We start from the raw sequence: 26,911 nt of genomic DNA, 5'->3' as shown, positions 1-26,911 counted from the left end.
GGAACACGTGTTATGGCATCGCCTAAACAAACTATTCAGCGCCGTGCTGCACGCGTTCGTCGTCAGCTCAAAGCTGTTTCGAATGGCCGCCTGCGCTTGAGCGTACACCGTACATCTAAGAATATCTATGCACAGATTATCGATGATGTACGTGGTCACACTGTTGCTGCTGCTTCCACCCTTGACGGTGACCTGAAAAAGTCCCTGAAGACTGGTGCAGACAGTGCAGCAGCCGCTGCAGTTGGTAAGCTGGTTGCAGAACGCGCCGCTAAAGCCGGCGTAGCAGAAGTTGTCTTCGATCGTGGTGCATATATTTTCCACGGCCGTGTGAAAGCTCTTGCTGACGCAGCACGCGAAGCTGGTCTCAGCTTCTAATAAAATTAAAAAATGTCGTCAGGTGCTTGCATTTGACGACATTTTTTCTGTATTACAGCGCCGTGAGGCTTAAGTGACTCACTTTTTATTGCTGTAAGCTGACTACGCATCATATTTTCATAACCGTTTACGGTTCTGGTCTGATGTAATGACACTTCCGGTTTGGTTTCTGATTTATCAGAGAGCTGAACTGCGGGTGTCAATTTGTGCATTTTCGGGTTTAATAGCTTGTTAATGTTTCACTTGTGCTTCCGGAAAAGAAAAAGGAATTAGGAAATGGCACAGAAAGAACGTAATCGCGAAGATCGCGCCCGCGAAGAGCGTGACAGCGAATTCGTCGATAAGCTGGTACACATCAACCGCGTTGCCAAAGTTGTTAAAGGCGGCCGTCGTTTCGGTTTTGCTGCTCTGGTCGTTGTTGGTGATCAGAAGGGCCGTGTAGGCTTTGGTCATGGTAAGGCTCGCGAAGTGCCTGAAGCAATCCGCAAGGCAACTGAAGCTGCCAAGCGCGATATGATTTTTGTTCCGCTGCGCTCAGGCCGTACACTGCACCACGATGTGCAGGGTCGTCATGGTGCCGGTAAGGTTCTTCTTCGTTCGGCACCTGCCGGTAAAGGTATCATCGCTGGTGGTCCAATGCGTGCGGTTTTCGAAACCCTCGGCGTTCAGGACGTTGTAGCCAAGTCGCTTGGCTCATCCAATCCATACAACATGGTGCGTGCAACTTTTGATGCGCTGAAGCATCAGATGCACCCGAAAGATATCGCTGCACAGCGCGGTATTAAGTATTCCACACTGCAGGCTCGTCGTCACGACGTAGTTGCCGGTGAAGAATAACCATTGGGTGAGGGGCGTTAGCCCCGCAAGGACTTAAGGAACAAAGTTATGTCTTCGACTAAAGGCAAAACGGTTACCGTTGAACAGATTGGTAGCCCAATTCGTCGTCCGAAAGAACAGCGTGCTACGCTCGTTGGTCTCGGTCTTAACAAAATGCGCCGCCGCAGCACACTGGAAGATACACCTTCCGTTCGTGGTATGATTGCCAAGGTTGCGCACCTCGTCCGCGTTGTGGACGAAGCTTAATCAAGCGCAGGAGAATTATCATGAAACTTAATGATCTGCGTGAAAACCCAGGTGCAACCAAGGCCCGCAAACGCGTTGGCCGTGGTATCGGTTCCGGCTCCGGCAAGACCGGTGGTCGCGGTGTGAAGGGTCAGAAGTCCCGTTCAGGCGTGTCCATCAATGGTTTTGAAGGCGGCCAGATGCCAATCTACCGTCGCTTGCCAAAGCGCGGCTTCACCAACATCTTCGCTAAGAAGTTTAATGTTGTGTCGGTTGGTCGCATTCAGGAAGCTGTGGATGCCGGTAAGCTGGATGCAAAAGCATCCGTTACCTCTGAAGCCCTGATCGCTGCCGGTATCATCCGTCGCGCTCTGGATGGTTTCCGCGTTGTTTCCGATGGCGAAATCACAGCTAAGCTGGTGATTGAAGCTGCCGGTGCTTCTAAGGTTGCGATCGAGAAGATCGAAAAAGCAGGCGGTTCGGTAAAATTACCTGAAGCTGCTTCTGCCGAATAAGGCCTCAGAAATACCTTCAAGACGGCGGCCTTAGTGCCGCCGTTTTCAACTTTATGCCTATTGATTGCATGTGCCTACTTGCGCCTTGTTGTCTATGGGCATATCTGGGGAGGGGCGTCAGATTCTGACGTACGACAGACCGGAGTAATCTCATGGCATCGGCTGCTGAACAGCTTGCATCCAATTTGAATTTTTCAGCCTTTTCGAAGGCGACTGAGCTCAAGAAGCGTATCTGGTTTACGCTCGGGGCTCTGCTTGTGTATCGTTTCGGTACCTATATTCCTTTGCCGGGCATTAATCCTGACGCGCTGGCCCAGTCGTTCCAGCAGCACAGCCAGGGTGTGCTGGGGCTGTTCAATATGTTCGCCGGCGGTGCTGTTGCCCGTATGGCGATTTTTGCGCTCGGGATTATGCCGTATATTTCGGCATCGATTATCGTACAGCTTATGACCTCTGTGGTGCCTTCTCTTGAAGCGCTGAAGAAAGAGGGCGAAGCCGGACGTAAAGTTATCAATCAGTATACACGTTACGGTACAGTGCTTCTGGCGCTTGTGCAGGCCTATGCAATCTCTGTGGGGCTTGAATCCGGCAGCGGTATTGTGTCTGAGCCGGGACTATTCTTCCGCATCACTTCGGTGATTACGCTTGTCGGCGGTACAATGTTCCTGATGTGGCTCGGCGAGCAGATTACTGCGCGCGGTATCGGTAACGGTATTTCGCTGATCATCTTTGCCGGTATTGTTGCGAACCTTCCGCAGGCTATTTCCGGTACTCTGGAACTCGGCCGCACAGGTGCATTGTCAACAGCGCTGATCCTTGCTGTGATCCTGCTGGCAATTGCTCTGATTGCGATCATCGTGTTTGTTGAGCGCGCTCAGCGTCGTCTTCTGATCCAGTATCCGAAGCGTCAGGTGGGTAACCGTATGGCGCAGGGCGAAACCTCGCATCTGCCGCTGAAGCTTAACACTGCCGGTGTTATTCCTCCGATCTTCGCATCTTCGCTGCTCTTGCTGCCTGCAACTGTTGCCGGATTCGCAAATACAGAAAGCATGCCTGCCTGGGGAAGCACACTGCTGGCTGCTCTCGGTCACGGTCAGCCGATCTATATGTTCCTTTATGCAGCGCTGATGGCATTCTTCTGCTTCTTCTATACAGCTATCGTCTTTAATCCTAAGGACACTGCTGACCAGCTGAAGAAACATTCAGGCTTTATTCCGGGTATCCGTCCGGGTGAGCGTACTGCTGAATATATTGATTATGTCCTGACCCGTATTACAGTGGTTGGCGCTATCTATATCGTGATTGTCTGTCTTGTACCTGAGTTCCTGATTTCAGCGGCCGGTGTACCTTTCTATCTCGGTGGTACGTCCCTGCTTATTGTTGTCAACGTAACGCTTGATACCGTTGCTCAGATTCAGGGTCATCTCATTGCTCATCAATATGAGGGGCTGATTAAAAAATCCAAACTTCGTGGGGGAAGACGGGCGAGATGAGACTTATACTTTTAGGACCTCCGGGTGCAGGCAAGGGAACTCAGGCAAAAATTCTGACAGAAAAATATGCCATTCCCCAGCTCTCAACCGGTGACATGCTCCGTGCGGCTGTTGCCGCACAGACTGAAGTCGGTAAACGTGCCAAAGCAGTTATGGATGCAGGTCAGTTGGTTTCGGACGAGATCGTCAATGCGATTGTTTCGGATCGCATCGATCAGCCGGACTGTGCAGGCGGATTTATCCTTGACGGTTATCCGCGTACAGTGCCTCAGGCGCAGGCGCTGACAGGTATGCTGAAAGAAAAGCATGCTGAACTGGATGCGGTGATTGAGCTGAAGGTAGATGAGACTGCTCTGATCAAGCGTATGGAAAACCGCGTTGCGGAAACCATTGCTGCAGGCGGCACCGTCCGTTCAGATGACAATCCTGAGGCTTTCCGCAAGCGTCTGGTTGAGTATCGTGAGAAAACCGCACCTTTGTCTGATTATTATGCAGGTACCGGTGAACTGAAGCTGGTAGACGGCATGGCCGCTATGGCTGATGTTACAGCAGAGATTGAAAAGCTTCTGCTTCCTGCCTGATCGTCTGATCCGGTCTTTTTTAAAAATTCAAAGCGCTGATCTGATAATATCGGGTCGGCGCTTTGTCTTTGAGGAACAGGTATTTTCAATTTGCTATTAAAGCATTTCCAGCAAAAGTGGGAACCGGTTTTGCGTCAGGAAATGCGTAAAACAAATAGATAAGATCATTTCCTCTGATTTAATCAAAACTGGAAATGCTCTAACGAAATGATAAGCATTTACGCCTGTTCTCTCTTAGAGGTTGACTTTTCCTCACGATTCCGTCAAAGACAGCGACAATTCGCTTAATTCAGATGGGCGCAACCGGTTTTCCGGTTTCGTTCATTTTTATGCTGTCTGTATCCGGTGGTTCGGTGCAGGCATAGAGAACAGATCCGGTTTTGTTGAAAATCCGGTGGATCTCTTGGATTTCGGACGTGTTATTAGCCGTTAACTTGCAGATTTTTGTGAGAACAGCTTGCGGATAGCGTTCGGTAGAGCTCATTACAGCGTGAACCGGTTTGCCGGTGCTGTAATATTTAAAACTACCGCATGATTATAAAACATGCCGATGCGGCTGTTATCGTGCGGTTCATACAGGAGAAAGCGCATGGCACGTATTGCTGGCGTAAACATTCCAACGAATAAGCGTGCGATCATTGCACTTCAGTATATTCACGGTATTGGCCCTAAATTTGCTGCTGAAATCATGGAAAAGGTCGGCATCGCGCTTGATCGCCGTGTAAATCAGCTGACAGATGCTGAAGTTCTGCAGATCCGTGAAACCATTGACCGCGATTACCAGGTTGAAGGTGATCTGCGTCGTGAAGTTTCGATGAACATCAAGCGTCTGATGGATCTGGGCTGCTACCGCGGTCTGCGTCATCGTCGCTCCCTGCCGGTTCGCGGTCAGCGTACCCACACCAATGCTCGTACCCGTAAGGGTCCTGCAAAGGCAATCGCCGGTAAGAAGAAGTAATTTGCTGGTACCGGAGCTGTTTTATAAAACGGCTCCGGTATTTGCTCGTCTCTGCCTCACCTTTATGGAACCGATTAGAGATAAGCGCAGATTATGCTCCGTTTACGGAGTGTCTTGAAAGTTTGGCTCCGAGAGGTGCCGATAAACAGATCCAGACATGTCTTGCCTGATGGTCAGATATGTCGGTGGAGCCGCTGGTATTACGGCGGTGTCGAGATCAATTGGAAGGACTAGTTATGGCTAAAGATGCCGGTCGCGTTCGTCGTCGCGAACGTAAAAATATTTCCTCGGGTGTTGCTCACGTTAATTCGTCATTCAACAACACACTGATCACTATCACAGACGCACAGGGCAATGCGATTGCCTGGTCTTCAGCTGGTGCACAGGGCTTCAAGGGTTCGCGTAAGTCGACTCCTTTTGCTGCTCAGATCGCTGCTGAAGATTGCGCCAAGAAGGCTCAGGAACACGGCATGCGTTCGCTGGAAGTTGAAGTTTGCGGTCCGGGTTCCGGCCGTGAATCCGCACTTCGCGCTCTGCAGGCTGCCGGTTTCACAATCACTTCGATCCGTGATGTGACCCCGATCCCGCACAATGGTTGCCGTCCACGCAAGAAGCGTCGCGTCTAATCAGTCCATCGCCGCAAGGGCCCGAACTTATGTTCAGGTCTTTCGTGGTTTCCGCTCTCTGTTGCCACGATTGGATAGTGGCAAAGCTAGATTAAAGGAAAGCACATGATTCAGAAAAACTGGCAGGAACTGATCAAGCCAAACAAGGTCGACTTTCTGACCCAGGGCTCGAAGAATAAGGTCACTGTTGTGGCTGAACCGCTTGAACGCGGTTACGGTCTGACATTGGGTAACGCGCTTCGTCGCGTTCTTCTTTCTTCGCTGCGCGGTGCTGCGGTGACTGCTGTTCAGATTGACGGCGTTCTGCATGAATTCTCGTCGATCAACGGCGTACGTGAAGACGTAACCGATATCGTACTGAATGTTAAAGAAATCGCTATCCGCATGGAAGGCGATGGACCTAAGCGCATGGTTGTCCGCAAGGAAGGACCAGGCGTCGTAACGGCTGGTGATATCCAGACGGTTGGTGATGTTGAAGTCCTTAATCCGGATCACGTCATCTGCACCCTCGATGAGGGCGCTGAAATCCGCATGGAATTCACTGTCAATACGGGCAAGGGCTATGTGCCTGCTGACCGTAACCGCGCTGAAGATGCTCCGATCGGTCTTATTCCGGTTGACAGCCTCTATTCACCGGTACGTAAGGTTTCCTACAAAATCGAAAACACCCGTGAGGGACAGGTTCTCGATTATGACAAGCTGATCCTCAATGTTGAGACCAACGGCTCTGTCACTGGTGAAGATGCAGTTGCTTATGCAGCCCGTATTCTTCAGGACCAGCTTGCGATCTTCGTCAACTTTGACGAGCCGCAGAAGGAAGCTCCGCAGGAACAGGTTGCTGAACTCGCATTCAATCCGGCTCTGCTTAAGAAAGTGGATGAACTGGAACTGTCTGTCCGTTCTGCAAACTGCCTGAAGAACGATAACATCGTTTATATCGGCGATCTGATCCAGAAGACAGAAGCCGAAATGCTGCGGACTCCGAATTTCGGCCGCAAGTCGCTGAACGAAATCAAAGAAGTTCTGGCGTCGATGGGACTCCATCTCGGTATGGAAATCCCGACCTGGCCGCCGGAAAATATCGAAGATCTCGCTAAGCGCTACGAAGATCAATATTGAGACCGGTTGCGACCGGAAGATAGATTTTAAAGGAGAAGGCTCATGCGCCACGGAAAGACACTCCGTAAGCTGAACCGGACTGCAAGCCACCGTAAGGCAATGTTCGCCAATATGGCTGCTTCGCTGATTGAACACGAACAGATCGTAACAACTTTGCCTAAGGCAAAGGAAATCCGTCCGATCGTTGAGAAGCTTATCACTCTCGGCAAGCGCGGTGATCTGCATGCACGTCGTCAGGCCATTTCGGCTATCCGCGACGTACAGCTGGTTCAGAAACTGTTCGACGTTCTGGCAACCCGTTATGCTGACCGTCACGGCGGCTATATCCGCATCATGAAAGCCGGTTTCCGTACCGGTGACAATGCTCCTCTGGCAGTTGTCGAGTTCGTAGAACGCGATATCACTGCTAAAGGCGCTGCTGATCGCGCACGCGTTGAAGCTGAAGCTGCTGAAGCAGAAGCTGCATAATCTGCATAGAGCGGTTCCGGTTAATAAAAAATCGTAGAACCGCTCTATCTTTTTGTTTCATGCATTATCCGACGCAAAACCGCTTCGCACTTTTGCTGGAAATGCTTTGGAACAGATTATATAAATTAAGGGGCCTTATGGCCCCTTTTTTATTTCTATAAACTTTGTCTAAGAGATTGTTCTATTACAATAATTTAATTTTATGTTTGTGGATCAGCCTCTTTTCCGTCCTGTTTTGCAGCCTATATTCATCCTAATCAGTCGGTTTCCGAAAAGTGGGATACAAGTATGGCTTCACATCTGCAGAATGATCCGGTCAATAAATCTGGATGCTTAGGTAAAATTTACAAGGCCGGCCTGGCTGTTTTGCTGACTGGTGTTATTGCGGCAGGTACTATTTCTGTTTTTGCTCCGGCTGTCAGCACACCTGCGATCGCTGAGAAGCAAGTGCCGCAGTCCCATAGTGATATTCAGCTATCCTATGCGCCTTTGGTGAAATCAACTTCCGGTGCGGTTGTAAATGTCTATGCCGGCCGTAAAGTTCAGCAGCGCTCGCCATTTGCCGGTGATCCGTTTTTTGAACAGTTCTTCGGCGGCCAGATGCGCCCTAATAAGCCACGCTTTGAGCAATCGCTCGGTTCCGGTGTGATCGTGGATGGTTCCGGTCTGATTGTGACCAATAATCACGTGATTGATGGTGCTGACGATATTAAAGTTGCGCTGGCGGACGGTCGTGAGTTTTCCTCTAAGCTGCTGCTCAATGATGTGACGACTGATCTGGCCATTCTCAAGATTGATGCCAAAGAGCAGCTTCCGACTGTAAAACTGGCCGATTCCGATAAGGTTGAAGTTGGTGATCTGGTGCTGGCTATTGGTAATCCGTTCGGTGTCGGACAGACAGTGACCAGTGGTATCGTTTCTGCGCAATCGCGTACGCAGGTCGGTGTTTCGGACTTCGACTTCTTTATCCAGACGGATGCGGCGATCAATCCCGGCAACTCCGGCGGTGCGCTGATTGATATGCAGGGGAATCTGATCGGTATCAATACAGCGATCTATTCGCGCAGCGGCGGCTCTGTCGGTATTGGTTTTGCTATTCCGTCCAATATGGTTGCCGCAGTGGTCAAATCTGCGGAAAGCGGCAGTGACAAGTTTGAGCGCCCTTATGTCGGTGCAACATTTCAGGCGATTACACCGGATATTGCTGCCGGTCTTGGTTTAAGACAGCCTTCCGGTGCGTTGATTACGGAGATTGTTGAAAAAGGTCCTGTCGCAGAGGCCGGTATCAAGGTCGGTGAGGTGATTACTGCCATTGATGGTGTCAAAGTTGATAATCCGGATGCATTGGCCTACCGTGTGTCGACTGCCGGTATTGGCAATACTGTACAGATGACTGTTCTGAATGACGGCAAATCCCGTGATGTTGCTGTTAAGCTTGCTCAGCCGCCAAAAGAAGTGCCGGCACGTGAGATTACAGGCCGTAACCCGTTAGCTGGTGCACAAGTGCAGGACATTACGCCGGAACTCGCCCGTAAAGCCCGTGTAGCTCCGACAACGCGCGGTGTTATGATCAGCGGCGTTAAAGACAATACACCGGCGCAGGCAATGAATTTGCGTGCAGGTGACATTGTGCGCGGCGTAAACGGTACAGCGATTGGCAATGTGGATGATCTGCAGACTGTTCTTTCTGCCGGACGCAATGCATTATGGCGTTTGGATATTGAGCGGGATGGTGTAATTTACCGTCAGTTTGTTCGCTGATTTTTATCACACGGTTCCTCTGTAGCCGTTGGTGTATAACAGAAACGGGGAGGCCGGTTTGCGAAAGCAATCCGGCCTGTTGCTATGAGTGATTTATTTTCTTCTGCGCCGGATCCATTGGCTGACCGTAACCGCCCGCTGGCAGATCGTTTGCGCCCGCGATCTTTAAGCGAGGTTACTGGGCAGGAGCATCTGACCGGTGAGCAGGGGATTCTCTCCCGTATGATTGCTGCAGGCAGCCTCGGCTCAATGATCTTCTGGGGACCGCCCGGAACAGGTAAGACTACCATCGCGCGTTTGCTGGCCGGCCATACAGATTTGGCTTTTGAGCAAATCTCGGCAATTTTCTCCGGTGTTGCCGATCTCAAGAAAGTTTTTGAAACAGCAAGAGCGCGGCGCATGTCCGGCCGCCAGACATTGCTGTTTGTCGACGAGATACATCGCTTCAACCGTGCGCAGCAGGATAGCTTCCTGCCGGTGATGGAGGACGGCACAGTCGTGTTGATCGGTGCGACGACCGAGAACCCGTCTTTTGAACTCAATGCCGCTCTGTTGTCCCGTGCGCGGGTTTTGACCTTCAAACCACATGATGAGAGCAGCATCACGACTTTGCTTGCCAGAGCCGAAGAGGTGGAGCAGAAGCCATTGCCGCTTGATGCGGATGCCCGTGCCAGTCTGGTGCGTATGGCAGATGGTGATGGCCGTGCGGCGCTTACGCTCGCTGAGGAAGTTTGGCGTGCGGCAAGGCCGGAAGAAGTGTTTACCGCCGAACAATTGCAGGACATCGTTCAGCGCCGTGCACCGGTCTATGACAAAGGGCAGGACGGGCACTATAACCTGATTTCGGCACTGCATAAGTCTGTACGCGGCTCTGATCCCGATGCGGCGCTGTATTACTTAAGTCGAATGTTTGATGCGGGTGAAGACCCGCTTTATCTCGGACGCCGTTTGGTACGAATGGCAGTTGAGGATATCGGCCTTGCCGACCCGCAGGCGCTTGTTATCTGTAATGCTGCCAAAGATGCCTATGATTATCTCGGATCACCGGAAGGAGAACTGGCACTGGCGCAGGCTTGCGTCTATCTGGCAACCGCACCGAAATCCAACGGTGTTTATATGGCCTATAAAGCTGCCAGACGCGCTGCCAAAGAAAACGGCTCTCTGCTGCCGCCGAAGCACATTCTTAACGCACCAACCAAGCTGATGCGTGATGAAGGCTATAATGAAGGCTACCGCTACGACCATGATGAGCCGGATGCATTTTCGGGTCAGGATTATTTCCCTGAAAAAATGGGGCGTCAGCAATATTACGATCCGCCGGAGCGTGGTTTTGAGCGGGAGATCCGTAAACGTCTTGATTATTGGGCGAAGTTGCGGATTGAACGCAATCAGAAATAATATCGCATAAATACAATAAAACCCGGTGGTTAGAGCGGTTTGTGCATGAGTTGAATCATGCACGCCGCTCTAACCTTTTTTGAGCCGCATTTGTACGACGCTAAATAAATATTTAGCTGTAAAATGCTCTAGCCGGGTTTTATCATTTTTAGATTCAGAGTGGTTTATGCTGTCGCCTTGGACGGGAACCGTGTGACATTGCTGTTTTCTTCAATGTCATCAGTCAGCTCTGCCTGTTCAGCCATCAGGCCGCCTGCACGCAGCAGCGAGGCAAAGCGACCGCCTTTGGCTGCCAGCTCATTGAAGCTGCCGCTTTCAATGATATGGCCTTTATCAAGGAACAGCACCAGATCAGCATTGCGCACAGTCGAGAGACGGTGCGCAATGATAAAGGTAGTGCGGTCAGAACTCAGATCATCAATCGCCTGTTTGACCATGCCTTCGGTTTCCACGTCGAGCGCGGAGGTTGCTTCATCAAGCACCAGAATAGGCGCATCTTTAAGGATAGCACGGGCAATCGCCAGACGCTGACGTTCACCACCGGACAGCTGTGAGCCACGCTCACCGGCAACCGTGTCATAGCCTTCGCTTTTCGCGAGAATGAATTCATGAGCAGCGGCAGCTTTGGCGGCAGCATGCACTTCTTCATTGGTCGCGCCTTCCGCACCGATACGGATATTATCCTCAATCGAGCGGTTGAACATACCGGCATCCTGAAACACCGTTGCCATGGCTTTTCGCAGCGATGAACGGCTGACATTGCGGGTGTCTGTGCCGTCAATGGTGATGTGACCGGCCACAGGATCATAAACACGCTGCAGCAGATTGATCAGTGTGGTTTTGCCGGCACCTGTCGGGCCGACAATTGCCACGGTCTGACCGGCTTTGGCAGTGAAGGAAATATCATAGACGCCCTGACCGGAATTGCGGAATTCATAGGTCACTTTGTCAAAAACAACTTCACCCTGCACATTTTTCAGATCATTGGCAGATTGTGGTTCTTCATGCATGGCCACAGCATCTTCCATTGCGAAGAATTCTTCGAGTTTCGCACGGGAAGAGGCAGTCTGGTTGATGAAATTGCTGATCTGATCGAGACGGCCGATCATCAGCTGGGCAAAACCGATAAAGGTAATCACTTCACCAACGCGCAACTGGCCTTTGGAAACCAGATAAGCACCGACCAGCAGCACGATAACCATAGAAATGGTGGAGGCCATACGGTTCAGGCCGCTGGCCAGCGCCCACCAGTTCAGCACCGGACGCTGGGTTTTCTCCAGAGTTGCCGCGTAATCACGCAGGGCAGAAGCTTCCGCATTGATACGGTTATAGCTCTGCAGAACGGAAATATTGCTGATTGTATCGCTGATATGCTCAAACACTTTGTGATGGTGACGCTCAACTGCAGCCTGACCATCTTTGGTTTTCTGAATTACCAGCTGACCGATCATTACATAAATTGCACCAAGCACCATCAAAACCAGTGTCAGACGCGCATCCATGCTCAGCGCAGTCGGGATCAGCACAGCCAGTGCCACAACTGTGGTCAGGTGGTTACGCATGAATTCCAGCCACAGCGTAAACAGCGTGTCTGTCGCGCGGATCAGTGTGTGCAATGCGTTGGATGTGCCGCGCTGCTGATGCCATGCCAGCGGCATTGTAATGATGCCTTCGTAAGATTTGGTCAGGACGCCGAGGCGGCGCTTGTGCGCCAGCCGGTCAGCGCCACGGGCGACCAGCACCACAGCGATAATGTTGAAAACACCGAGAGCCGCCCAGAGAGCGAGAGTCGGTATAATTACAGTCTTTTGCGAAATTGCATCAATGACCCGACCAAACAGTACAGGTTCAAAAATGGTGATCACACCAAGCGCAATATTCGCCAGTACGATAAGTGCTGTCGCTGTTCTCTCGGCTGAGAGATATTGCAGGGATCTCCAGTAAACGCGCACAATAGACACGGGCCACTCCGGTATAATGTCTGACCGAATTATATCCGCCAGTCAGATTGCGGTCAGAAAAACAAATGTTTAGCGGCAGCGGGACCATGATCCTGATTGCCTGAAACTGCAATGAAAATTGGTGTCCATAAGTGGCAATTTAAGTGCGAAACTGACCATAAATTACAACGGATTGTAACCTGCTGTGATAGTTTTATGTAACATACTGAAAATGAATGATTTTATAGAATGTTCAGAAAGTTTAATGGATTTAAATATTCGGTGAGAATCCGGTGCCAGAGAGCTTATTCTTAAGTGTTTTTGCGCTTTACGGTTACAGGCGGATGCAGGTCGCCTTTAAGCATGAGTCCATGCAGAAAACATGTTCTGAACAGTTCCTGTGTCATCTAATGTTTCCATTTGGCTGCGAAATGCTCTAGGAGCATATTTCAGAGTATATTGGCTGCACGAAAGACATTGTATTTGTCGCCGTGATTGTGCCCCGAATTTTAGCGGAATAAACAGAATATGGCTGGCGTAGAACTTAAAACTGTAGATGCAGACGAAACAGGCATGCGCCTTGATCGCTGGTTCAAAGTGCATTTTCCGGGCTTGGGCTTCGGGCATTTGCAAAAGCTGCTGCGCTCCGGCCAGATCCGTGTGGATGGCGGGCGGGTGAAAGCTGACAGCCGTTTGCAGGCAGGGCAGTCCGTGCGTGTTCCGCCGCTGGGTCTCGACGAAAAAGAAGACAACACTCCGCTGACTGGCAAGACCATCCGCAATCAGGGGGATGGTGATGTTCTCAAGAAAATGCTGATTTTTGAGAATGAGAAGGTTTATGTGTTCAATAAACCATCCGGTCTGGCCGTACAGGGCGGTTCGGGTGTGGTGCGCAGTGTCGATTCGATGCTGGAAGCATGGCGCAATAAAAAAGGCGAAAAGCCGCGTCTGGTGCATCGTCTTGATCGTGACACATCCGGTGTTCTGGTCGTGGCGAAAACCCGTGGTGCTGCGCAGGCGCTGACCAAAGCATTCCGTGAGCGTGATACCAAGAAAACCTATTGGGCTTTGGTGAAGGGCGTGCCGCGCAAGCGCGAGAACAAAATCTCCACATGGCTGGTAAAAGACAGCACACCGGATGGTGACCGTATGCGCGTTTGCCAGCATGGTGAGCCGGATTCCGATCACGCCGTCTCTTTCTACCGTGTGCTGGAAACAGCCGGTCAAAACCTGTCATGGCTGGAAATGGAGCCCTATACCGGCCGTACCCACCAGTTGCGTGTGCATGCGCTGTATCTTGGTCATCCGATTATCGGTGATCCGAAATATTTTGAAGCTGATATCAACTGGGATTTCCCGGGTGGTGTGCAGAACCGTTTGCATCTTCATGCGCGCCGTATCCGCATTCCTAATCCGGGCGGTGGTATGATTGATGTTTCAGCGCCATTGCCGCCGCATATGGTGCAGTCATGGAACCTGCTTGGTTTTGATGCGGATGCGGAACAGGACTGATAGTTGATTGTATGTTCCGCCGCATAACAGGCCGGAATGTGTTTGAAGCGGGGATGAAATGGGCAGGGCAGCAGGGAGCGCGGCGTCGGCAACAGGACGGCTGGTGACAGGTTATGAGCGCCGCGCGACGATTGATACAATGGGTGTGGCGCTGATGCTGTTTATCTGCGTCAGCTGGGGGATGAATCAGGTTGCCATTAAAATCGGCAATCAGGGTTTCAACCCGATGTATATGGCGGCTGCGCGTTCTTTTGTCGGCGGTTTTCTTGTTTTTCTCTGGTGCCGTTTTCGCGGTATTGCCCTGTTTGAAAAAGACAAAACGCTTATTCCCGGTCTGGTGATCGGGCTGTTGTTCGGTCTGGAATTTGTTCTGATTTTTGCGGGGCTGGATTTTACCAGTGCCGGACGCTCCACGCTGATGATGAATACTATGCCGTTCTGGGTGGCAATCGGCGCGCATTTCCTGTTGGGGGAGCGGATGCGGGTACTCACCGTTGTCGGTATGATTGTTGCATTCGGTGGTGTGGTGCTGGTTCTCTCGGACGAATTGTCGATGCCCGGCGAGAATGCCATTTACGGCGATATTCTCTGTCTGATCTCCAGCGTGTTCTGGGCGGCGACGACACTGGTTATCAAGAAGACGCCGCTGAGCGACGCTGCACCGGAAAAAACCTTGCTCTATCAGTTGTTGATTGCGGCGATTGTACCTTTACCTTTCGCGCCGATGCTGGGGGATGCTGTTCGTGACCCGACCATGCTGACCTATGCGGCTTTTGTGTTCCAATCGGCCTTTATTGTCGCCTTTACCTATCCGTTGTGGTTCTGGATGATCCGCCGTTATCCTGCTTCGGCACTGTCGAATTTTGCACTGCTGATCCCTGCTTTCGGGGTAATGCTGAGCGGATTTGTGCTGGGCGAGCCTATGAGCTGGAAATTATTCGCAGCGCTTGGCCTGATCGCAGGCGGATTATTTATCGCTAATTATGCGCAGCGTATTGCTGTGCGTAAAGCAGCACAGCAATTTGATGCTGATTTGGCAAAAACTATGCAGGAAAAAGCCTCACTATGAAACTGGTGCTGTTTGATTGTGACGGAACGCTGGTCAATAGCGGCGGTGTTATTCATCGTTGTATGGCCGAGACCTTTGCGAATGCAGGTCTGCGCGTTCCGGAACTAAGCGAGACACAGGAAATTATCGGTCTGACGCTCAATCTGGCGATTTCGCAGATTTCCGGTATTCCTATGGGGGCTGAGGTTGAGCATCTGACCGAGCAATATAAGCAGCAATTTCGTAAAATCCGGCTCGAACATGATTTTGACGAGCCGCTTTATGACGGCATTTCCGAATTGATTGATGCTCTGGCTGTGCAGGATGATATTCTGTTGGGCATGGTGACAGGAAAATCCCGCCGTGGTGTGATCTCGGTGATGGAGCGCCATGGTTTCGACCGGAATTTTCTTGTATCCCGCTGTGCAGATGATTGTCCGTCCAAGCCGCATCCGGCAATGGTGCTGGAATGTTGCCATGAGACGGGTTGTGATGTCTCGCAGACCTTTGTAATCGGTGATACGACTTACGATATGATGATGGCAGGCAGTGCCGGTGCCACAGCAATCGGTGTAAACTGGGGCTATCATAAGCCAGACAGATTAAGCGAAGCGGGTGCAGCAACTATATTGCATCATCCGTCGGATTTGTTGGGTCAGCTTGCCCGCTGATGGCGTGGTGAGATTTTGAACCGAAATATTTAGGAAATAAAATGCGCAATATTCTTGAAGATATCGAACAGGCACGGCTCGATCACGAGGCGATGCTGTCTGATCCTGATCCGGTTATCCGCGCACAAAAGCAGATGCTGACGCCATTGCCGAAGCGTTTCTATAAGGATGTGACTGTCGCTGCCTATGAAGCTGGCGGTTTTGCCATATTGCTGGATGGCAAGCTGGTCAATACGCCGCTGCGTAACAAGCTGGTTCTGCCAACGGAAGCGGCTGCGCAGATCGTGGCAGAAGAATTTGCCCGTCAGGATACGCATATTAATCCGGCCGATATGCCTGCAACCCGTCTGGTCAATACGGCGATTGATGGTGTTGCTGCGGAAACGCAGGCGGTGCTGGAAGAAATTCTGCGCTTCGCCGGTACTGATCTGCTGTGCTACCGCGCAGACAGCCCGAAAGAACTGGTTAACCGTCAGCGTGAACATTGGGATCCGCTGCTTGATTGGGCCGCTACACTCGGTGCGAATTTCGAGGTTACAGAAGGCCTGATGCATGTAGCGCAGCCACGCGAAGCACTGGCTGCTTTCGGTGCGCATCTGCGAATGGTTTCAGATCCTGTCGCGCTGGCGGCTCTGCATGTGATGACCACACTTTGCGGCTCGGCAATCACCGGTCTGGCATTGTTTAAAGGTGCCATCGATGTGGATACGGCATGGAAAGCCGCTCATGTTGATGAAGACTGGACGATTGAACAGTGGGGTGAGGATGAAGAGGCGCAGGCACGTCGTGCATGGCGGGAGAAGGAAATCCGTGCTGCTGATGCGCTGGTACGTGTGCTGTAATTAACAGCAAAGTTGCTGCAAATTTAAGCCGCGCCGGTTTGTCTGGCGCGGCTTTTTTATATCGATAAATATAAAACAATCAGTATCTTACGTTGATTTCCTGCCAATTAGATTCACTATTTGCCAAGTAAATAAAAAACCCCGCCATTGGCGGGGTTTCTTGTTTCGGGAGGATGTATCAGCAGGAGTAATACATATCGAATTCAACCGGATGCGGAGCCATTTCAAAGCGCATGACTTCCTGCATTTTCAGTTCAATGAAGCTGTCGATCTGATCATCGCTGAATACGTCGCCTGCTTTAAGGAAGGCACGGTCTTTGTCGAGGCTCTGGAGCGCTTCACGAAGCGAGCCGCAAACGGTAGGGATCTTTTTCAGTTCTTTTGGCGGCAGATCATAGAGATCTTTATCCATTGCCTGACCAGGATGAATCTTGTTCTTGATACCGTCCAGACCAGCCATCAGAATGGCAGCAAAGCAATAGTATGGGTTTGCTGTCGGATCAGGGAAGCGGACTTCCAGACGCTTTGATTTTGGCGAATTACCAAATGGAATACGGCAGGAAGCTGAACGGTTGCGGGCGGAATAGGCCAGCAGAACAGGCGCTTCATAACCCGGAACCAGACGCTTATAAGAGTTGGTCGAAGGGTTGGTGAAGGCATTCAGTGCTTTGGCATGTTTGATCACGCCGCCGATGAAGAACAGGCAGCTTTCTGACAGACCGGCATATTCATTACCGGCGAAAGTCGGCTTGCCGTCTTTCCAGATGGATACGTGAACATGCATGCCCGAGCCATTGTCACCGAAGATCGGCTTCGGCATGAAGGTTGCGGTCTTGCCATAGGCATTTGCAGTCTGGTGAACCACATATTTGAAGAGCTGCATCTTGTCGGCATTAGCGACGAGGGTGTCGAATTTCACGCCGAGTTCGTGCTGAGCGGCTGCAACTTCGTGGTGATGCTTCTCAACGGTTACGCCCATTTCGGACAGAACTGTGAGCATTTCCGAGCGCATATCCTGACAGCTGTCGATTGGCGGAACAGGGAAATAACCGCCTTTAACACGCGGACGGTGACCCATATTTCCGGTTTCGTAATCGGTGTCATCATTCGATGGCAGTTCGCTGGAATCCAGCTTGAAACCTGTGTTGTAAGGATCGTTCTTATATTTTACATCGTCGAAGATGAAGAATTCAGCTTCCGGGCCGATGAAAACAGTGTCGCCGATGCCAAGTGATTTCACATAGGCTTCTGCTTTCTTGGCAGTGCCGCGCGGATCGCGGTTGTAGTTTTCACCGGTAACCGGATCCAGAATATCGCAAAGCAGAACCAGTGTGGATGCTGCAAAGAACGGATCCATGTGCGCGGAAGCCGGATCCGGCATCAGAACCATGTCGGATTCATTGATGGCTTTCCAGCCGCCGATGGAGGAGGCGTCGAACATAACGCCGTCAGAAAACATTTCTTCATCAACCATACCCACATCCATAGTGACGTGATGCAGCTTGCCCTTAGGGTCAGTAAAACGCAGGTCAACGAATTTTACGTCGTTGTCGGAGATCAGTTTCAGAATGTCATGGGCGGTCGTCATATGCATTTTCCTATTGAACGACGTTAAACTGAGAAAATTTTGTCCGGAAAACCGGTGGCTTACATATCAGATAGCATCAGGGCCGGTTTCGCCGGTACGGATGCGGATCACTTCTTCAACGCTGGAGATAAAGATTTTACCATCGCCGATACGGCCGGTTTGCGCGGCTTTACGGATGGCTTCTACCGCTGCATCGACTGCATCATCGGCAAGCACGACTTCGATTTTTACCTTTGGCAGAAAATCAACAACATATTCCGCGCCACGATACAGTTCAGTATGGCCTTTTTGACGGCCGAAACCCTTGGCTTCCAGAACGGTGATACCTTGCAGGCCTACGTCCTGAAGTGCTTCTTTGACTTCATCAAGTTTGAAAGGCTTAATGATAGCTTCGATTTTTTTCATCAGAATGCTGCCTCCGTTTATTTCTGAGCCTTACATGGCCTTGAAATATCATAAGCATAAATCATGCCAAAATCTGCGAATTTATAATCTGACGGGTAAAATTTTATAATTTTTTATGGGCAGGCAGAATTTTAATTGGCAGTCTTTGATGCAGCCTGTTGAAATGTTTAATTTATTTTCAAATGATGCCGAAAGGTGAAATTCACACACGGCAAAGAATGTGCAGAAATTTCAGGCAAGGCTGCATCTGCGTTGCCTTTGCATGAAGAAATGGCAGTGATAAATATGAATACCGGATTTTAGTTGCCTAAAATTTAGGCATTGTGCGTTCTAAATAAGCATGTGTGAAGTAATAAGCATTCTCGCAGGAGCCTGATATGGAGTTGTTGACGCCGGAAGAGATGGGGCAAGCTGACCGGATTACCATTACGGGTGGTGTTGCAGGTTATCGTCTGATGCAGCGCGCCGGTCAGGCGGTGCTTGAAGAGATTGTCAGATTTTGGCCTGATGTTCGTTCTGTCGCTGTGCTCTGTGGCTCCGGCAATAATGGCGGCGATGGCTATGTCGTCGCAAAGCTATTGAAGGCGGCGGGCATATCTGTGGCTTGTTTTTATACGGAACAACCCAAAACGAACAGTGAGGCGGCTCTTGCCTATGCTGACTATTTGTCTTCGGGCGGGCAGGTTCTGCCGCTTCACCATTTTATACCTGAAGATTATTCGCTGGTTGTGGACGCTTTGCTCGGTGCGGGGCTTGTGCGAGATGTAAGCGGAGCGCTGGCAACTTGTATCACAAGGCTGAACATGTCCGGTGTATCTGTCTGTGCCATTGATCTGCCAAGCGGTGTATCCGGACTGGACGGGCAGGTTAAGGGTGAGGCAGTGCATGCGCAGCATACGGTTACGTTTTTCCGTAAGAAGCCCGGGCATTTATTACAGCCGGGACGTGAGTTATGCGGTGAAGTGCATGTCCGCGATATAGGCATTGAAAATACGGTATTCGAAACAATACCGGTCAGGCTTTATGAAAATCTGCCGGAGCTCTGGCGTGATGTTCTGCCTGTTGCTCAGATCAATGCCCATAAATTCACACGTGGCCATGTCGGGGTGTTTTCCGGCGGGATGATGTCCACCGGTGCTGCACGTCTGAGTGCTGCAGCCGCTGCGCGTACAGGGGCGGGGTTGGTGACAATGATTGCACCGCCGGACGCATTACCTGTTCATGCCGCGCATCTGACGGGCACAATGCTGTATCCGTTAGGTGAAACTGTTGACGTTCTGAATTTTATCAGAGCAAGAAAAGTCAAAGCCGCGGTTCTGGGACCTGCCTTTGGTGATCTGCCAAGGGCGCGGGAGCTGGTATGTGCATTACTGGCGGATAGTGCAGATGAAGCCGGTTTGGAAGCACTGGTTCTGGATGCTGATGGAATCACGGCATTTAAAGATCCGCCGCAAATACTGTTTGCTGCCGCAGAACGATCACGCTGTTCGCTGGTACTGACACCGCATGAGGGAGAGTTTCAGCGGTTATTCGGCGGATTGGTTACAGATAGTCAGAGTAAGGTTGAGAAAGCGCGGCAAGCTGCTCAGCTCAGCCATAGTGTAGTGATTTATAAAGGCGCGGATACGGTAATTGCCGCACCGGATGGCCGTGCTGCAATTAACAGTAATGGCAATGCATTACTGGCAACTGCCGGCTCCGGTGATGTACTGACCGGTATTATTGCAGGGCTATGCGCACAGGGCATGCCGGTTTTTGAGGCTGCCTGTGCGGCGGTGTGGATACATGCGGAAACTGCAAATTGTTTTGCTGAGGAAGCACCGGCCGGCCTAATCGCCGAAGATATGCCTGACCTGATTGTAAAAATATGGGCAAAGCTTGAGAAAAACGGCTTGCTCTCAAATGACAGCATATCCCTGAGAAACGGGAAGCACTGAGATAAGAAAATCAGGCCACAGAACTGATTTTTCGTTCTCGTATTATTCAATAAAAACGCCGCCTGTTTTATGAGGCGGCGTTTTTATTTATTCAGCTGCGAGTGTTTTTCCGTCAGGACGGCGTTCCAGCAGTTCCTTCAGGAAGTGGCCGGTATAGGAGCGTGGTTCCACGACGATGTCTTCCGGACGACCGGCTGCGACGATTTCACCACCACCGTCACCGCCTTCAGGGCCGAGATCCAATACCCAGTCAGCGGTTTTGATGACTTCAAGATTATGCTCGATAACAGCAACCGTATTGCCTTGATCGACCAGTTCGTGCAGCACTTCCAGCAGTTTGGCAACGTCATGGAAATGCAGACCTGTGGTTGGCTCATCAAGAATATACAGCGTCTTGCCGGTTGCGCGACGGGATAGTTCTTTGGCGAGTTTAACGCGCTGGGCTTCACCGCCGGAGAGGGTGGTCGCCTGCTGGCCGATCTTGATATAGCCAAGACCGACGCGGTTCAGCGTTTCCATCTTGTCGCGGATACTTGGCACCGCAGCAAAGAATTCCACACCTTCTTCAACCGTCATATCAAGAACATCGGCGATGCTCTTGCCTTTAAACAGAACTTCCAGTGTTTCGCGGTTGTAGCGTTTGCCGTTACAAACATCACAAGTCACGTAAACATCAGGCAGGAAGTGCATTTCAATCTTGATAACACCGTCACCCTGACAGGCCTCGCAGCGCCCGCCTTTGACGTTGAATGAGAAACGACCAGGCTGATAGCCACGTGCCTTTGCTTCCGGAAGGCCGGCGAACCAGTCGCGGATTGGTGTGAATGCACCGGTATAAGTGGCCGGATTGGAGCGCGGCGTACGGCCAATCGGGGACTGATCAATATCAATCACTTTATCCAGCAGTTCCAAACCTTCAATCCGGTCGTGTTCTGCCGGATGTTCGCGGGAGCCCATGATTTTACGTGAGGCAGCTTTATACAGGGTTTCAATCAGGAATGTGGATTTACCGCCACCGGACACGCCGGTTACTGCGGTAAAGGTGCCGAGCGGAATTTCACCGGTTACGTTTTTCAGATTATTGGCACGGGCGCCGACAACTTTAATACGCTTGGACTTTGTAATCTTACGGCGTTCTGCCGGAACCATAACTTGCAAAGCGCCGGACAGATATTTGCCGGTGATAGAATTTGGATTGTTTATCACTTCGGACGGTGTGCCCTTAGCAATAATCTGACCGCCATGAACACCGGCTGCCGGACCAATATCAACGACATAGTCGGCAGTGAGAATAGCATCTTCATCATGCTCAACCACGATCACGGTATTGCCGAGATCACGCAGGTGACGCAGTGTGTCGAGCAAACGGGCATTATCGCGCTGATGCAGGCCAATGGATGGCTCATCGAGCACATAGAGAACGCCGGTCAGACCGGAGCCGATCTGCGAGGCGAGGCGAATACGCTGGCTTTCACCGCCGGACAGTGTGCCGGAATTACGCGACAGTGACAGATAATCCAGCCCCACATCGTTGAGGAAGCGCAGGCGCTCACGGATTTCTTTCAGAATACGGGCAGCAATTTCGTTCTGTTTATCATTGAACTGCTGGTCAATCGTGCTGAACCACTGATCTGCATTGCGGATCGACATTTCCGTTAACTGGCCGATATGCATCTTGCCGACTTTAACTGCCAGTGCTTCCGGTTTCAGGCGATAGCCTGCGCAAGCCGGACAAGGGGTGGCCGACATATAGCGTTCGATCTCTTCACGCGACCAGTTGGAATCAGTTTCCTTCCAGCGGCGCTGCAGATTAGGAATAACACCTTCAAATGTCTTGGTTGTTTCGTAAGAGCGCGAGCCGTCCTTATAAACAAAGGTAATTTCTTTGCCTTTGGTACCATGAAGCACAGCCTTTTGGGCATCTTCACTCAAATCCTGCCACTTATCTGTCAGCTTGAAACCATAGGCTTTGCCCAGTGCTTCCAAAGTCTGATTGTAATAAGGCGAAGAGGATTTTGCCCAAGGCGCGATTGCCCCGTCTTTCATGCGCAGAGTTTCATCCGGCACAATCAGGTTCGGATCAATGGCCTGCTGTGAACCAAGGCCGTCACAGGTCGGGCAGGCACCAAACGGATTATTGAAGGAGAACAGGCGCGGTTCAATTTCAGCAATCGTGAAGCCGGAGACAGGACAGGCGAACTTTTCCGAGAACAGCACGCGCTCATGGGTGTCGTTTTTGGATTTATTGACGCTGTCTGCTGCGGTTTCTTCCGGTGGTAACGGCTTGTCAGCAAATTCTGCAATTGCCAGACCTTCAGCCAGTTGCAGGCAGGTTTCCAGACTGTCGGCCAGACGGGAAGCCAGATCAGGACGCACCACAACGCGGTCAACAACCACATCAATATCGTGCTTGTATTTCTTATCCAGCGCCGGTGCGTCAGCTATTTCATAGAAAACACCGTCAATTTTGACGCGCTGAAAGCCTTTTTTCTGCAGTTCAGCGAGCTCTTTGCGGTATTCACCCTTACGGCCGCGTACAATCGGCGCCATGATATAGAGGCGGGTGCCTTCTTCAAAAGCCATCACACGGTCAACCATCTGGCTGACTGTCTGGCTTTCAATCGGCAAGCCGGTAGCCGGAGAATAAGGAACACCAACGCGTGCATAGAGCAGGCGCAGATAGTCATAAATCTCGGTGACAGTACCGACCGTTGAGCGCGGGTTGCGGCTGGTTGTTTTCTGTTCAATAGAAATGGCAGGAGACAGACCATCAATCTGGTCAACATCCGGCTTTTGCATCATTTCCAAAAACTGGCGCGCATAGGCTGAAAGACTCTCAACGTAACGACGCTGACCTTCCGCATAGATTGTATCGAAAGCGAGCGATGACTTGCCCGAGCCGGACAGGCCGGTCATGACAATCAGCTTGTCACGGGGAAGGTCAATATCAATATTTTTCAGATTATGTTCGCGGGCGCCGCGAATGGAGATAAATTTTTGATCGCTCATCAGCATTGTGCCTGCGTTGGATGCATAACAATTGGCCGGTTAAATCAGACAAGCAGAGATTACTCTGTCCGCAGCCGAAACTCAGACATTTATATAGGTGTGCTCTGCTCAAACTCAATATTGACCGGATTTGTACTCTGTTCTGCGAAACTGCGCTGCACTAATGACAGTCCAGCTGCTTTCCCGCAATTTTGCAAAAGGTTATAGAACAAAATATGAACTTAAGTCCAGTCAGATTTTGGTTGTAATCGCTGCAAAGCAGGATTTCTTGTCTAAGTTCATCAAATGACGATGTAATATAATGTGAAAACCTATCAGTTGACGATGCGCTGTCCTGAGAGCACACTGAAATTGTCTTCAGCATCAGCGGAGGAAAGGGATGTAAGTCCCGAACAGCTGAAGACGGGCGAAAGCCCAGACAGGAACTTATACTGTTCCGCGCGAAACAGGAGGAATATAAGGATGAGTCCACCTGACCATGCATGACGATATTATATCGTCGAAAAATAATGTTTTTTCTGAAACTACCGGATTTCTGTGAAAGCTATCTGAAAAATAGTTTGAATAGAATGGTCAATAACGCAATTTACCTGTCTGAATGCTTCGGCAACAGATGATGCAGTTACGGATTTGCTGAAAGTGGTACGGTTCTGAAAATATGGCTGAATGCTATATCTGCGGTTCGGAACCAGACTGTCACAAATGAAAGTTGAAGTGTGGTTTTACTGAAAGAGCAACAATTTATCTCTACTGCAAATAAACTGCCATCATGGCAGATATTTGAAATCTTGTCGGCGAATGACTACCGGCAAAATGGGATGAACCCCAATCAAAAGCCCTGCGCGCCAAAATAAGTGAGCGGCAGGGCATTTTTGTATGTTGTATAAACTTGTTGCCGAGGCAGATGTGCCTCTTCCCTGATTTATCTTCTCCCCAAAATTCTGATGATGACATAAACCTGACGGTAACGGTGGAATGAAAGCAATTGCGCGGATAAATTTGCGGTGCTTATATGCCCGCGGCGGTATCGGGGAGCATGACGACATACCGCTACGGAGGGTTCTCAAAAATCAGGACAAAGACGTTGTTTTTTGTCTGTAACAGTTTTGTGCGAGGTGGCTCCTGCCTATCGCGAAGTTGTTTGATTGCAGAATATGGAAATTTTTAATGACAAGCACATCGCATAAACCGCGCGCACGCGATCTCGGTATTCCGTTTACAGGAACAACAGGTTCGAATAATGCCATTACCGATGTTGAAGGCGTGACCGTTGGTTATTCGACGATTATTGAGGGCGAGGGCAGGCTTGAAACCGGCAAAGGCCCTGCGCGCACCGGTGTCACTGCTATCCTGCCACGGGGAAAGACATTTAATCCGGTTTTTGCCGGCTGGACATCTTTCAACGGTAATGGCGAGATGACCGGCACGACATGGATTGAGGAGAGCGGTTTCCTTGAAGGACCGATTGCGATCACCAATACACACAGCGTGGGTGTGGTGCGGGATTCCGTGGTGTCTTGGCTGATTGATAATGATCTGACAGGGCCGCATTTCAAAGACCTTTACTGGCTTCTGCCGGTGGTTGCTGAAACATGGGATGGTATTCTGAACGATATTAACGGCATGCATGTGAAGAAAGAGCATGTCTATGCCGCGCTGGATAATGCTGCGGGCGGCAAAATTGCCGAGGGGAATGTCGGCGGCGGCACCGGTATGAACCTGTTTCACTTTAAAGGTGGTACGGGTACTTCATCGCGTAAACTGAGCGATGAAGAGGGCGACTATACTGTTGGTGTACTGGTGCAGGGCAATTTCGGCAGAAGACAGGACCTGATGATTGCCGGTGTGCCGGTTGGTGAGGAAATCACTGAGCTGATGCAGGATACCTCATGGACGCGTGAAGAGAGCGGCTCGATTATCGTTGTCGTGGCAACGGATGCGCCGCTTTTGCCGCATCAGCTCAAGCGACTGACACGCCGTGTCTCTGTCGGGCTTGGTCGTGTCGGTGGTTTTGGTGCCAATGGCAGCGGGGATATTTTCATTGCCTTTTCAACGGCCAATCCTGATGCCTATAGCCGTGAAGAAAATAGCCAATTGGAGATGGTCTCTAATCATAAAATGGATCCGCTTATTCATGCCACAGCCTTGGCTACGGAAGAAGCGATTATCAATGCGATGATTGCGGCGGAAACTATGAAGGGGCGGGACGATAACATCTCTTACGCTCTTCCGCATGACCGGCTTATGGAAGTGATGAAAAAATATAACAGGCTCAAGAAATAACGATTTCTGATTGAAGAGGCGGCTGAAAAGCCGCTTCTTTGTTGCGAACGTGGACGGTTCGCTTTATTCGATGCTATCGAGCGCCGTGTGCCAGACTTGGCACACAAAGGTCGCTCTAACAGCAGTTTTTGCAGCAGAGATATCTATGAATATTCACGACACAGCCCTGAACGGCGATACAGGTTCAGATTTGCAGGACAAATTGGCCAAGCCTGCGCCGGTTTCCGATATCAGTCAGGAGCTGGATGATTATGCATCCATGAGCGATGAGGATATGGGCGGAGACGGATGTCATCCGCTGTTTCGCAATGTGCCGTCCTCGGTGGGTTTCAACAAGCTGCGCAAGCGTTTGCTGCGCCAGACCCGTCAGGCGATGGATGATTTTGCCATGGTGCGTCCGGGTGACCGCTGGCTGGTTGCGCTTTCCGGCGGTAAGGATTCCTACGGCCTCTTGGCTTTGCTGCTTGATTTGAAATGGCGCGGTGTGTTGCCGGTCGATCTGATTGCCTGCAATCTCGATCAGGGACAGCCGAATTTTCCGAAACATATTCTGCCGGATTATCTGACCAAAAATCAGATTACCCATCGCATTGAATATCAGGATACCTATTCGATCGTGACGGATAAGGTGCCGGAAAATCAGACCTATTGTGCGCTTTGCTCGCGTTTGCGCCGTGGTAATCTCTACCGTGTTGCGCGTGAAGAGGGCTGCTCGGCGCTGGTGCTTGGCCATCACCGCGAAGATATTCTCGAAACCTTTTTCATGAATCTGTTCCATGGTGGTCGTCTGGCGTCGATGCCACCGAAACTGCTGAATGATGAAGGCGATTTGCTGGTCTTGCGCCCATTAGCCTATGCGGCGGAAGATGATCTGGCAAAATTTGCCACAGCGATGGAATTCCCGATCATTCCTTGTGATCTGTGCGGCAGTCAGGATGGCCTACAGCGCAATATGATGAAGGCCATGCTGACCGATATTGAAAAGCGCATGCCAGGTCGTAAAGATACGATGATCCGTGCGCTGGCCAATGTGCGTCCGAGCCATTTGCTGGATCGTAAGATTTTTGATTTTGCGTCGCTGATGGCGCCGGAACTATCCTCCCCCTCAGAAGAATAACGGAAGCAGAACATGTTTGATCATCACGAGATTAACTGGCTGGCTGATTTGCTCAGCTCGACCGCTGATACTGAAATTCTGCCGCGCTTTCGCCGGCTGGACAGTGGTGATCTCCGCCAGAAGCCCTCGGCTGCCCCCCTGGTCCCCGCCGCCCCCCCCCCCCCCCCCCCCCCCCCCCCCCCCCCCCCCCCCCCCCCCCCCCC

At 50.9% G+C, this 26,911-nt stretch carries 22 protein-coding genes and 2 pseudogenes; 20 read left to right on the top strand and 4 right to left on the bottom strand.

Translation table 11 applies throughout. The annotated features are described in order from the left end of the window. The first annotated feature begins 12 nt into the window (after nucleotides 1–12). The 12 genes from rplR (at nucleotide 13) to HBA93_RS13850 (ending at nucleotide 10,356) form a co-directional block, all read left to right on the top strand. Nucleotides 13–375 carry a 50S ribosomal protein L18 gene (gene rplR, locus HBA93_RS13905; RefSeq protein WP_075654833.1) on the top strand — a complete coding sequence of 121 codons (363 nt, stop codon included), beginning with the start codon at nucleotides 13–15 and terminating at the stop codon, nucleotides 373–375. A gap of 276 nt (nucleotides 376–651) precedes the next feature. Beyond that, a complete protein-coding gene (gene rpsE, locus HBA93_RS13900) occupies nucleotides 652–1,212 on the top strand; it encodes a 30S ribosomal protein S5 (protein WP_022710955.1) in 561 nt (186 codons plus the stop codon). Nucleotides 1,213–1,260: 48 nt separating this feature from the next. Then, nucleotides 1,261–1,458, top strand: a complete 198-nt coding sequence (rpmD, locus tag HBA93_RS13895; protein WP_022710956.1) for a 50S ribosomal protein L30 — start codon at nucleotides 1,261–1,263, stop codon at nucleotides 1,456–1,458. A 20-nt stretch (nucleotides 1,459–1,478) separates the two neighbouring features. Continuing rightward, nucleotides 1,479–1,952, top strand: coding sequence for a 50S ribosomal protein L15 (gene rplO, locus HBA93_RS13890; protein WP_075654834.1), 474 nt, complete (start codon nucleotides 1,479–1,481; stop codon nucleotides 1,950–1,952). Nucleotides 1,953–2,104: 152 nt separating this feature from the next. Beyond that, nucleotides 2,105–3,445: a preprotein translocase subunit SecY gene (gene secY / locus HBA93_RS13885; protein ID WP_121993352.1), complete on the top strand. Its 1,341-nt coding sequence runs from the start codon at nucleotides 2,105–2,107 to the stop codon at nucleotides 3,443–3,445. After that, nucleotides 3,442–4,026 (top strand): adenylate kinase, encoded by a 585-nt coding sequence (locus HBA93_RS13880; protein ID WP_022710959.1) that lies wholly within the window; start codon nucleotides 3,442–3,444, stop codon nucleotides 4,024–4,026. The genes secY and HBA93_RS13880 overlap by 4 nt, the downstream gene beginning before the upstream one ends. 589 nt (nucleotides 4,027–4,615) lie before the next feature. Beyond that, the gene (gene rpsM, locus HBA93_RS13875; protein ID WP_075654838.1) at nucleotides 4,616–4,984 is read left to right on the top strand and encodes a 30S ribosomal protein S13; all 369 of its coding nucleotides are present in this window, start codon (nucleotides 4,616–4,618) and stop codon (nucleotides 4,982–4,984) included. Between the two features lie 236 nt (nucleotides 4,985–5,220). Then, nucleotides 5,221–5,610, top strand: coding sequence for a 30S ribosomal protein S11 (rpsK, locus tag HBA93_RS13870; protein WP_022710962.1), 390 nt, complete (start codon nucleotides 5,221–5,223; stop codon nucleotides 5,608–5,610). A 105-nt stretch (nucleotides 5,611–5,715) separates the two neighbouring features. Next, nucleotides 5,716–6,729 carry a DNA-directed RNA polymerase subunit alpha gene (locus HBA93_RS13865; RefSeq protein WP_121993354.1) on the top strand — a complete coding sequence of 338 codons (1,014 nt, stop codon included), beginning with the start codon at nucleotides 5,716–5,718 and terminating at the stop codon, nucleotides 6,727–6,729. 42 nt (nucleotides 6,730–6,771) lie between these two features. Further along, nucleotides 6,772–7,197: a 50S ribosomal protein L17 gene (rplQ, locus tag HBA93_RS13860; protein ID WP_121993355.1), complete on the top strand. Its 426-nt coding sequence runs from the start codon at nucleotides 6,772–6,774 to the stop codon at nucleotides 7,195–7,197. A gap of 369 nt (nucleotides 7,198–7,566) precedes the next feature. Then, nucleotides 7,567–8,958 carry a DegQ family serine endoprotease gene (locus HBA93_RS13855; RefSeq protein WP_502910116.1) on the top strand — a complete coding sequence of 464 codons (1,392 nt, stop codon included), beginning with the start codon at nucleotides 7,567–7,569 and terminating at the stop codon, nucleotides 8,956–8,958. 84 nt (nucleotides 8,959–9,042) lie between these two features. Continuing rightward, the gene (locus tag HBA93_RS13850; RefSeq protein WP_221723669.1) at nucleotides 9,043–10,356 is read left to right on the top strand and encodes a replication-associated recombination protein A; all 1,314 of its coding nucleotides are present in this window, start codon (nucleotides 9,043–9,045) and stop codon (nucleotides 10,354–10,356) included. Nucleotides 10,357–10,520: 164 nt separating this feature from the next. Here the strand turns inward: HBA93_RS13850 and HBA93_RS13845 are convergent, their stop codons facing one another. Next, entirely contained in the window at nucleotides 10,521–12,317 is a 1,797-nt protein-coding gene (locus tag HBA93_RS13845; protein ID WP_121993358.1) for a glucan ABC transporter ATP-binding protein/ permease, read from the bottom strand. Between the two features lie 507 nt (nucleotides 12,318–12,824). Between HBA93_RS13845 and HBA93_RS13840 the strand changes: the two genes are divergently transcribed. The 4 genes and pseudogenes from HBA93_RS13840 (at nucleotide 12,825) to HBA93_RS13825 (ending at nucleotide 16,369) form a co-directional block, all read left to right on the top strand. Further along, the gene (locus HBA93_RS13840; RefSeq protein WP_221723668.1) at nucleotides 12,825–13,808 is read left to right on the top strand and encodes an RluA family pseudouridine synthase; all 984 of its coding nucleotides are present in this window, start codon (nucleotides 12,825–12,827) and stop codon (nucleotides 13,806–13,808) included. 139 nt (nucleotides 13,809–13,947) lie between these two features. Beyond that, nucleotides 13,948–14,808 (top strand): annotated as a pseudogene (locus HBA93_RS13835) (DMT family transporter); the annotation flags it as partial. A 65-nt stretch (nucleotides 14,809–14,873) separates the two neighbouring features. After that, a complete protein-coding gene (locus HBA93_RS13830; protein ID WP_221723666.1) occupies nucleotides 14,874–15,527 on the top strand; it encodes an HAD-IA family hydrolase in 654 nt (217 codons plus the stop codon). A 41-nt stretch (nucleotides 15,528–15,568) separates the two neighbouring features. Continuing rightward, nucleotides 15,569–16,369 (top strand): ATP12 family chaperone protein, encoded by an 801-nt coding sequence (locus tag HBA93_RS13825; protein WP_221723665.1) that lies wholly within the window; start codon nucleotides 15,569–15,571, stop codon nucleotides 16,367–16,369. A 178-nt stretch (nucleotides 16,370–16,547) separates the two neighbouring features. Here the strand turns inward: HBA93_RS13825 and glnA are convergent, their stop codons facing one another. Both glnA and HBA93_RS13815 read right to left on the bottom strand, forming a co-directional pair. After that, a complete protein-coding gene (gene glnA / locus HBA93_RS13820; RefSeq protein ID WP_121993363.1) occupies nucleotides 16,548–17,957 on the bottom strand; it encodes a type I glutamate--ammonia ligase in 1,410 nt (469 codons plus the stop codon). 66 nt (nucleotides 17,958–18,023) lie between these two features. Beyond that, nucleotides 18,024–18,362 (bottom strand): P-II family nitrogen regulator, encoded by a 339-nt coding sequence (locus HBA93_RS13815; protein WP_028233793.1) that lies wholly within the window; start codon nucleotides 18,360–18,362, stop codon nucleotides 18,024–18,026. Between the two features lie 377 nt (nucleotides 18,363–18,739). Here HBA93_RS13815 and HBA93_RS13810 point away from each other — a divergent pair, with 377 nt between their 5' ends. Beyond that, nucleotides 18,740–20,299, top strand: a complete 1,560-nt coding sequence (locus tag HBA93_RS13810) for an NAD(P)H-hydrate dehydratase (RefSeq protein ID WP_221723664.1) — start codon at nucleotides 18,740–18,742, stop codon at nucleotides 20,297–20,299. A gap of 87 nt (nucleotides 20,300–20,386) precedes the next feature. Here the strand turns inward: HBA93_RS13810 and uvrA are convergent, their stop codons facing one another. Then, nucleotides 20,387–23,308: an excinuclease ABC subunit UvrA gene (gene uvrA, locus HBA93_RS13805; RefSeq protein ID WP_221723663.1), complete on the bottom strand. Its 2,922-nt coding sequence runs from the start codon at nucleotides 23,306–23,308 to the stop codon at nucleotides 20,387–20,389. Between the two features lie 1,167 nt (nucleotides 23,309–24,475). On the opposite strand from uvrA, the gene HBA93_RS13800 reads away from it, so the two are divergent. The 3 genes and pseudogenes from HBA93_RS13800 to HBA93_RS13790 form a co-directional block, all read left to right on the top strand. Beyond that, on the top strand, nucleotides 24,476–25,591 hold the full coding sequence (locus HBA93_RS13800; RefSeq protein ID WP_221723662.1) for a DmpA family aminopeptidase: 1,116 nt from the start codon (nucleotides 24,476–24,478) through the stop codon (nucleotides 25,589–25,591). A gap of 259 nt (nucleotides 25,592–25,850) precedes the next feature. Beyond that, entirely contained in the window at nucleotides 25,851–26,708 is an 858-nt protein-coding gene (gene ttcA / locus HBA93_RS13795) for a tRNA 2-thiocytidine(32) synthetase TtcA (RefSeq protein ID WP_121993448.1), read from the top strand. Nucleotides 26,709–26,720: 12 nt separating this feature from the next. After that, nucleotides 26,721–26,911 (top strand): annotated as a pseudogene (locus tag HBA93_RS13790) (hypothetical protein); the annotation flags it as partial.

It is taken from the genome of Ochrobactrum sp. SFR4 (assembly GCF_019730395.1).
In the GTDB taxonomy this organism is placed as follows: domain Bacteria; phylum Pseudomonadota; class Alphaproteobacteria; order Rhizobiales; family Rhizobiaceae; genus Pseudochrobactrum.
The sequence above is the reverse complement of the archived record's forward strand: the minus strand, read 5'-3'. Positions and strand labels throughout refer to the sequence as shown.

Coding starts and splice junctions, on each gene's coding strand:
- rplR (WP_075654833.1), top strand. CDS start 13: ATGGCATCGCCTAAACAAACTATTCAGCGCCGTGCTGCACGCGTTCGT.
- HBA93_RS13840 (WP_221723668.1), top strand. CDS start 12,825: ATGGCTGGCGTAGAACTTAAAACTGTAGATGCAGACGAAACAGGCATG.
- secY (WP_121993352.1), top strand. CDS start 2,105: ATGGCATCGGCTGCTGAACAGCTTGCATCCAATTTGAATTTTTCAGCC.
- rpsE (WP_022710955.1), top strand. CDS start 652: ATGGCACAGAAAGAACGTAATCGCGAAGATCGCGCCCGCGAAGAGCGT.
- HBA93_RS13880 (WP_022710959.1), top strand. CDS start 3,442: ATGAGACTTATACTTTTAGGACCTCCGGGTGCAGGCAAGGGAACTCAG.
- HBA93_RS13800 (WP_221723662.1), top strand. CDS start 24,476: ATGACAAGCACATCGCATAAACCGCGCGCACGCGATCTCGGTATTCCG.
- rplO (WP_075654834.1), top strand. CDS start 1,479: ATGAAACTTAATGATCTGCGTGAAAACCCAGGTGCAACCAAGGCCCGC.
- HBA93_RS13810 (WP_221723664.1), top strand. CDS start 18,740: ATGGAGTTGTTGACGCCGGAAGAGATGGGGCAAGCTGACCGGATTACC.
- HBA93_RS13865 (WP_121993354.1), top strand. CDS start 5,716: ATGATTCAGAAAAACTGGCAGGAACTGATCAAGCCAAACAAGGTCGAC.
- rpsK (WP_022710962.1), top strand. CDS start 5,221: ATGGCTAAAGATGCCGGTCGCGTTCGTCGTCGCGAACGTAAAAATATT.
- HBA93_RS13825 (WP_221723665.1), top strand. CDS start 15,569: ATGCGCAATATTCTTGAAGATATCGAACAGGCACGGCTCGATCACGAG.
- ttcA (WP_121993448.1), top strand. CDS start 25,851: ATGAGCGATGAGGATATGGGCGGAGACGGATGTCATCCGCTGTTTCGC.
- HBA93_RS13830 (WP_221723666.1), top strand. CDS start 14,874: ATGAAACTGGTGCTGTTTGATTGTGACGGAACGCTGGTCAATAGCGGC.
- glnA (WP_121993363.1), bottom strand. CDS start 17,957: ATGACGACCGCCCATGACATTCTGAAACTGATCTCCGACAACGACGTA.
- HBA93_RS13815 (WP_028233793.1), bottom strand. CDS start 18,362: ATGAAAAAAATCGAAGCTATCATTAAGCCTTTCAAACTTGATGAAGTC.
- rpsM (WP_075654838.1), top strand. CDS start 4,616: ATGGCACGTATTGCTGGCGTAAACATTCCAACGAATAAGCGTGCGATC.
- rpmD (WP_022710956.1), top strand. CDS start 1,261: ATGTCTTCGACTAAAGGCAAAACGGTTACCGTTGAACAGATTGGTAGC.
- rplQ (WP_121993355.1), top strand. CDS start 6,772: ATGCGCCACGGAAAGACACTCCGTAAGCTGAACCGGACTGCAAGCCAC.
- HBA93_RS13850 (WP_221723669.1), top strand. CDS start 9,043: ATGAGTGATTTATTTTCTTCTGCGCCGGATCCATTGGCTGACCGTAAC.
- uvrA (WP_221723663.1), bottom strand. CDS start 23,308: ATGAGCGATCAAAAATTTATCTCCATTCGCGGCGCCCGCGAACATAAT.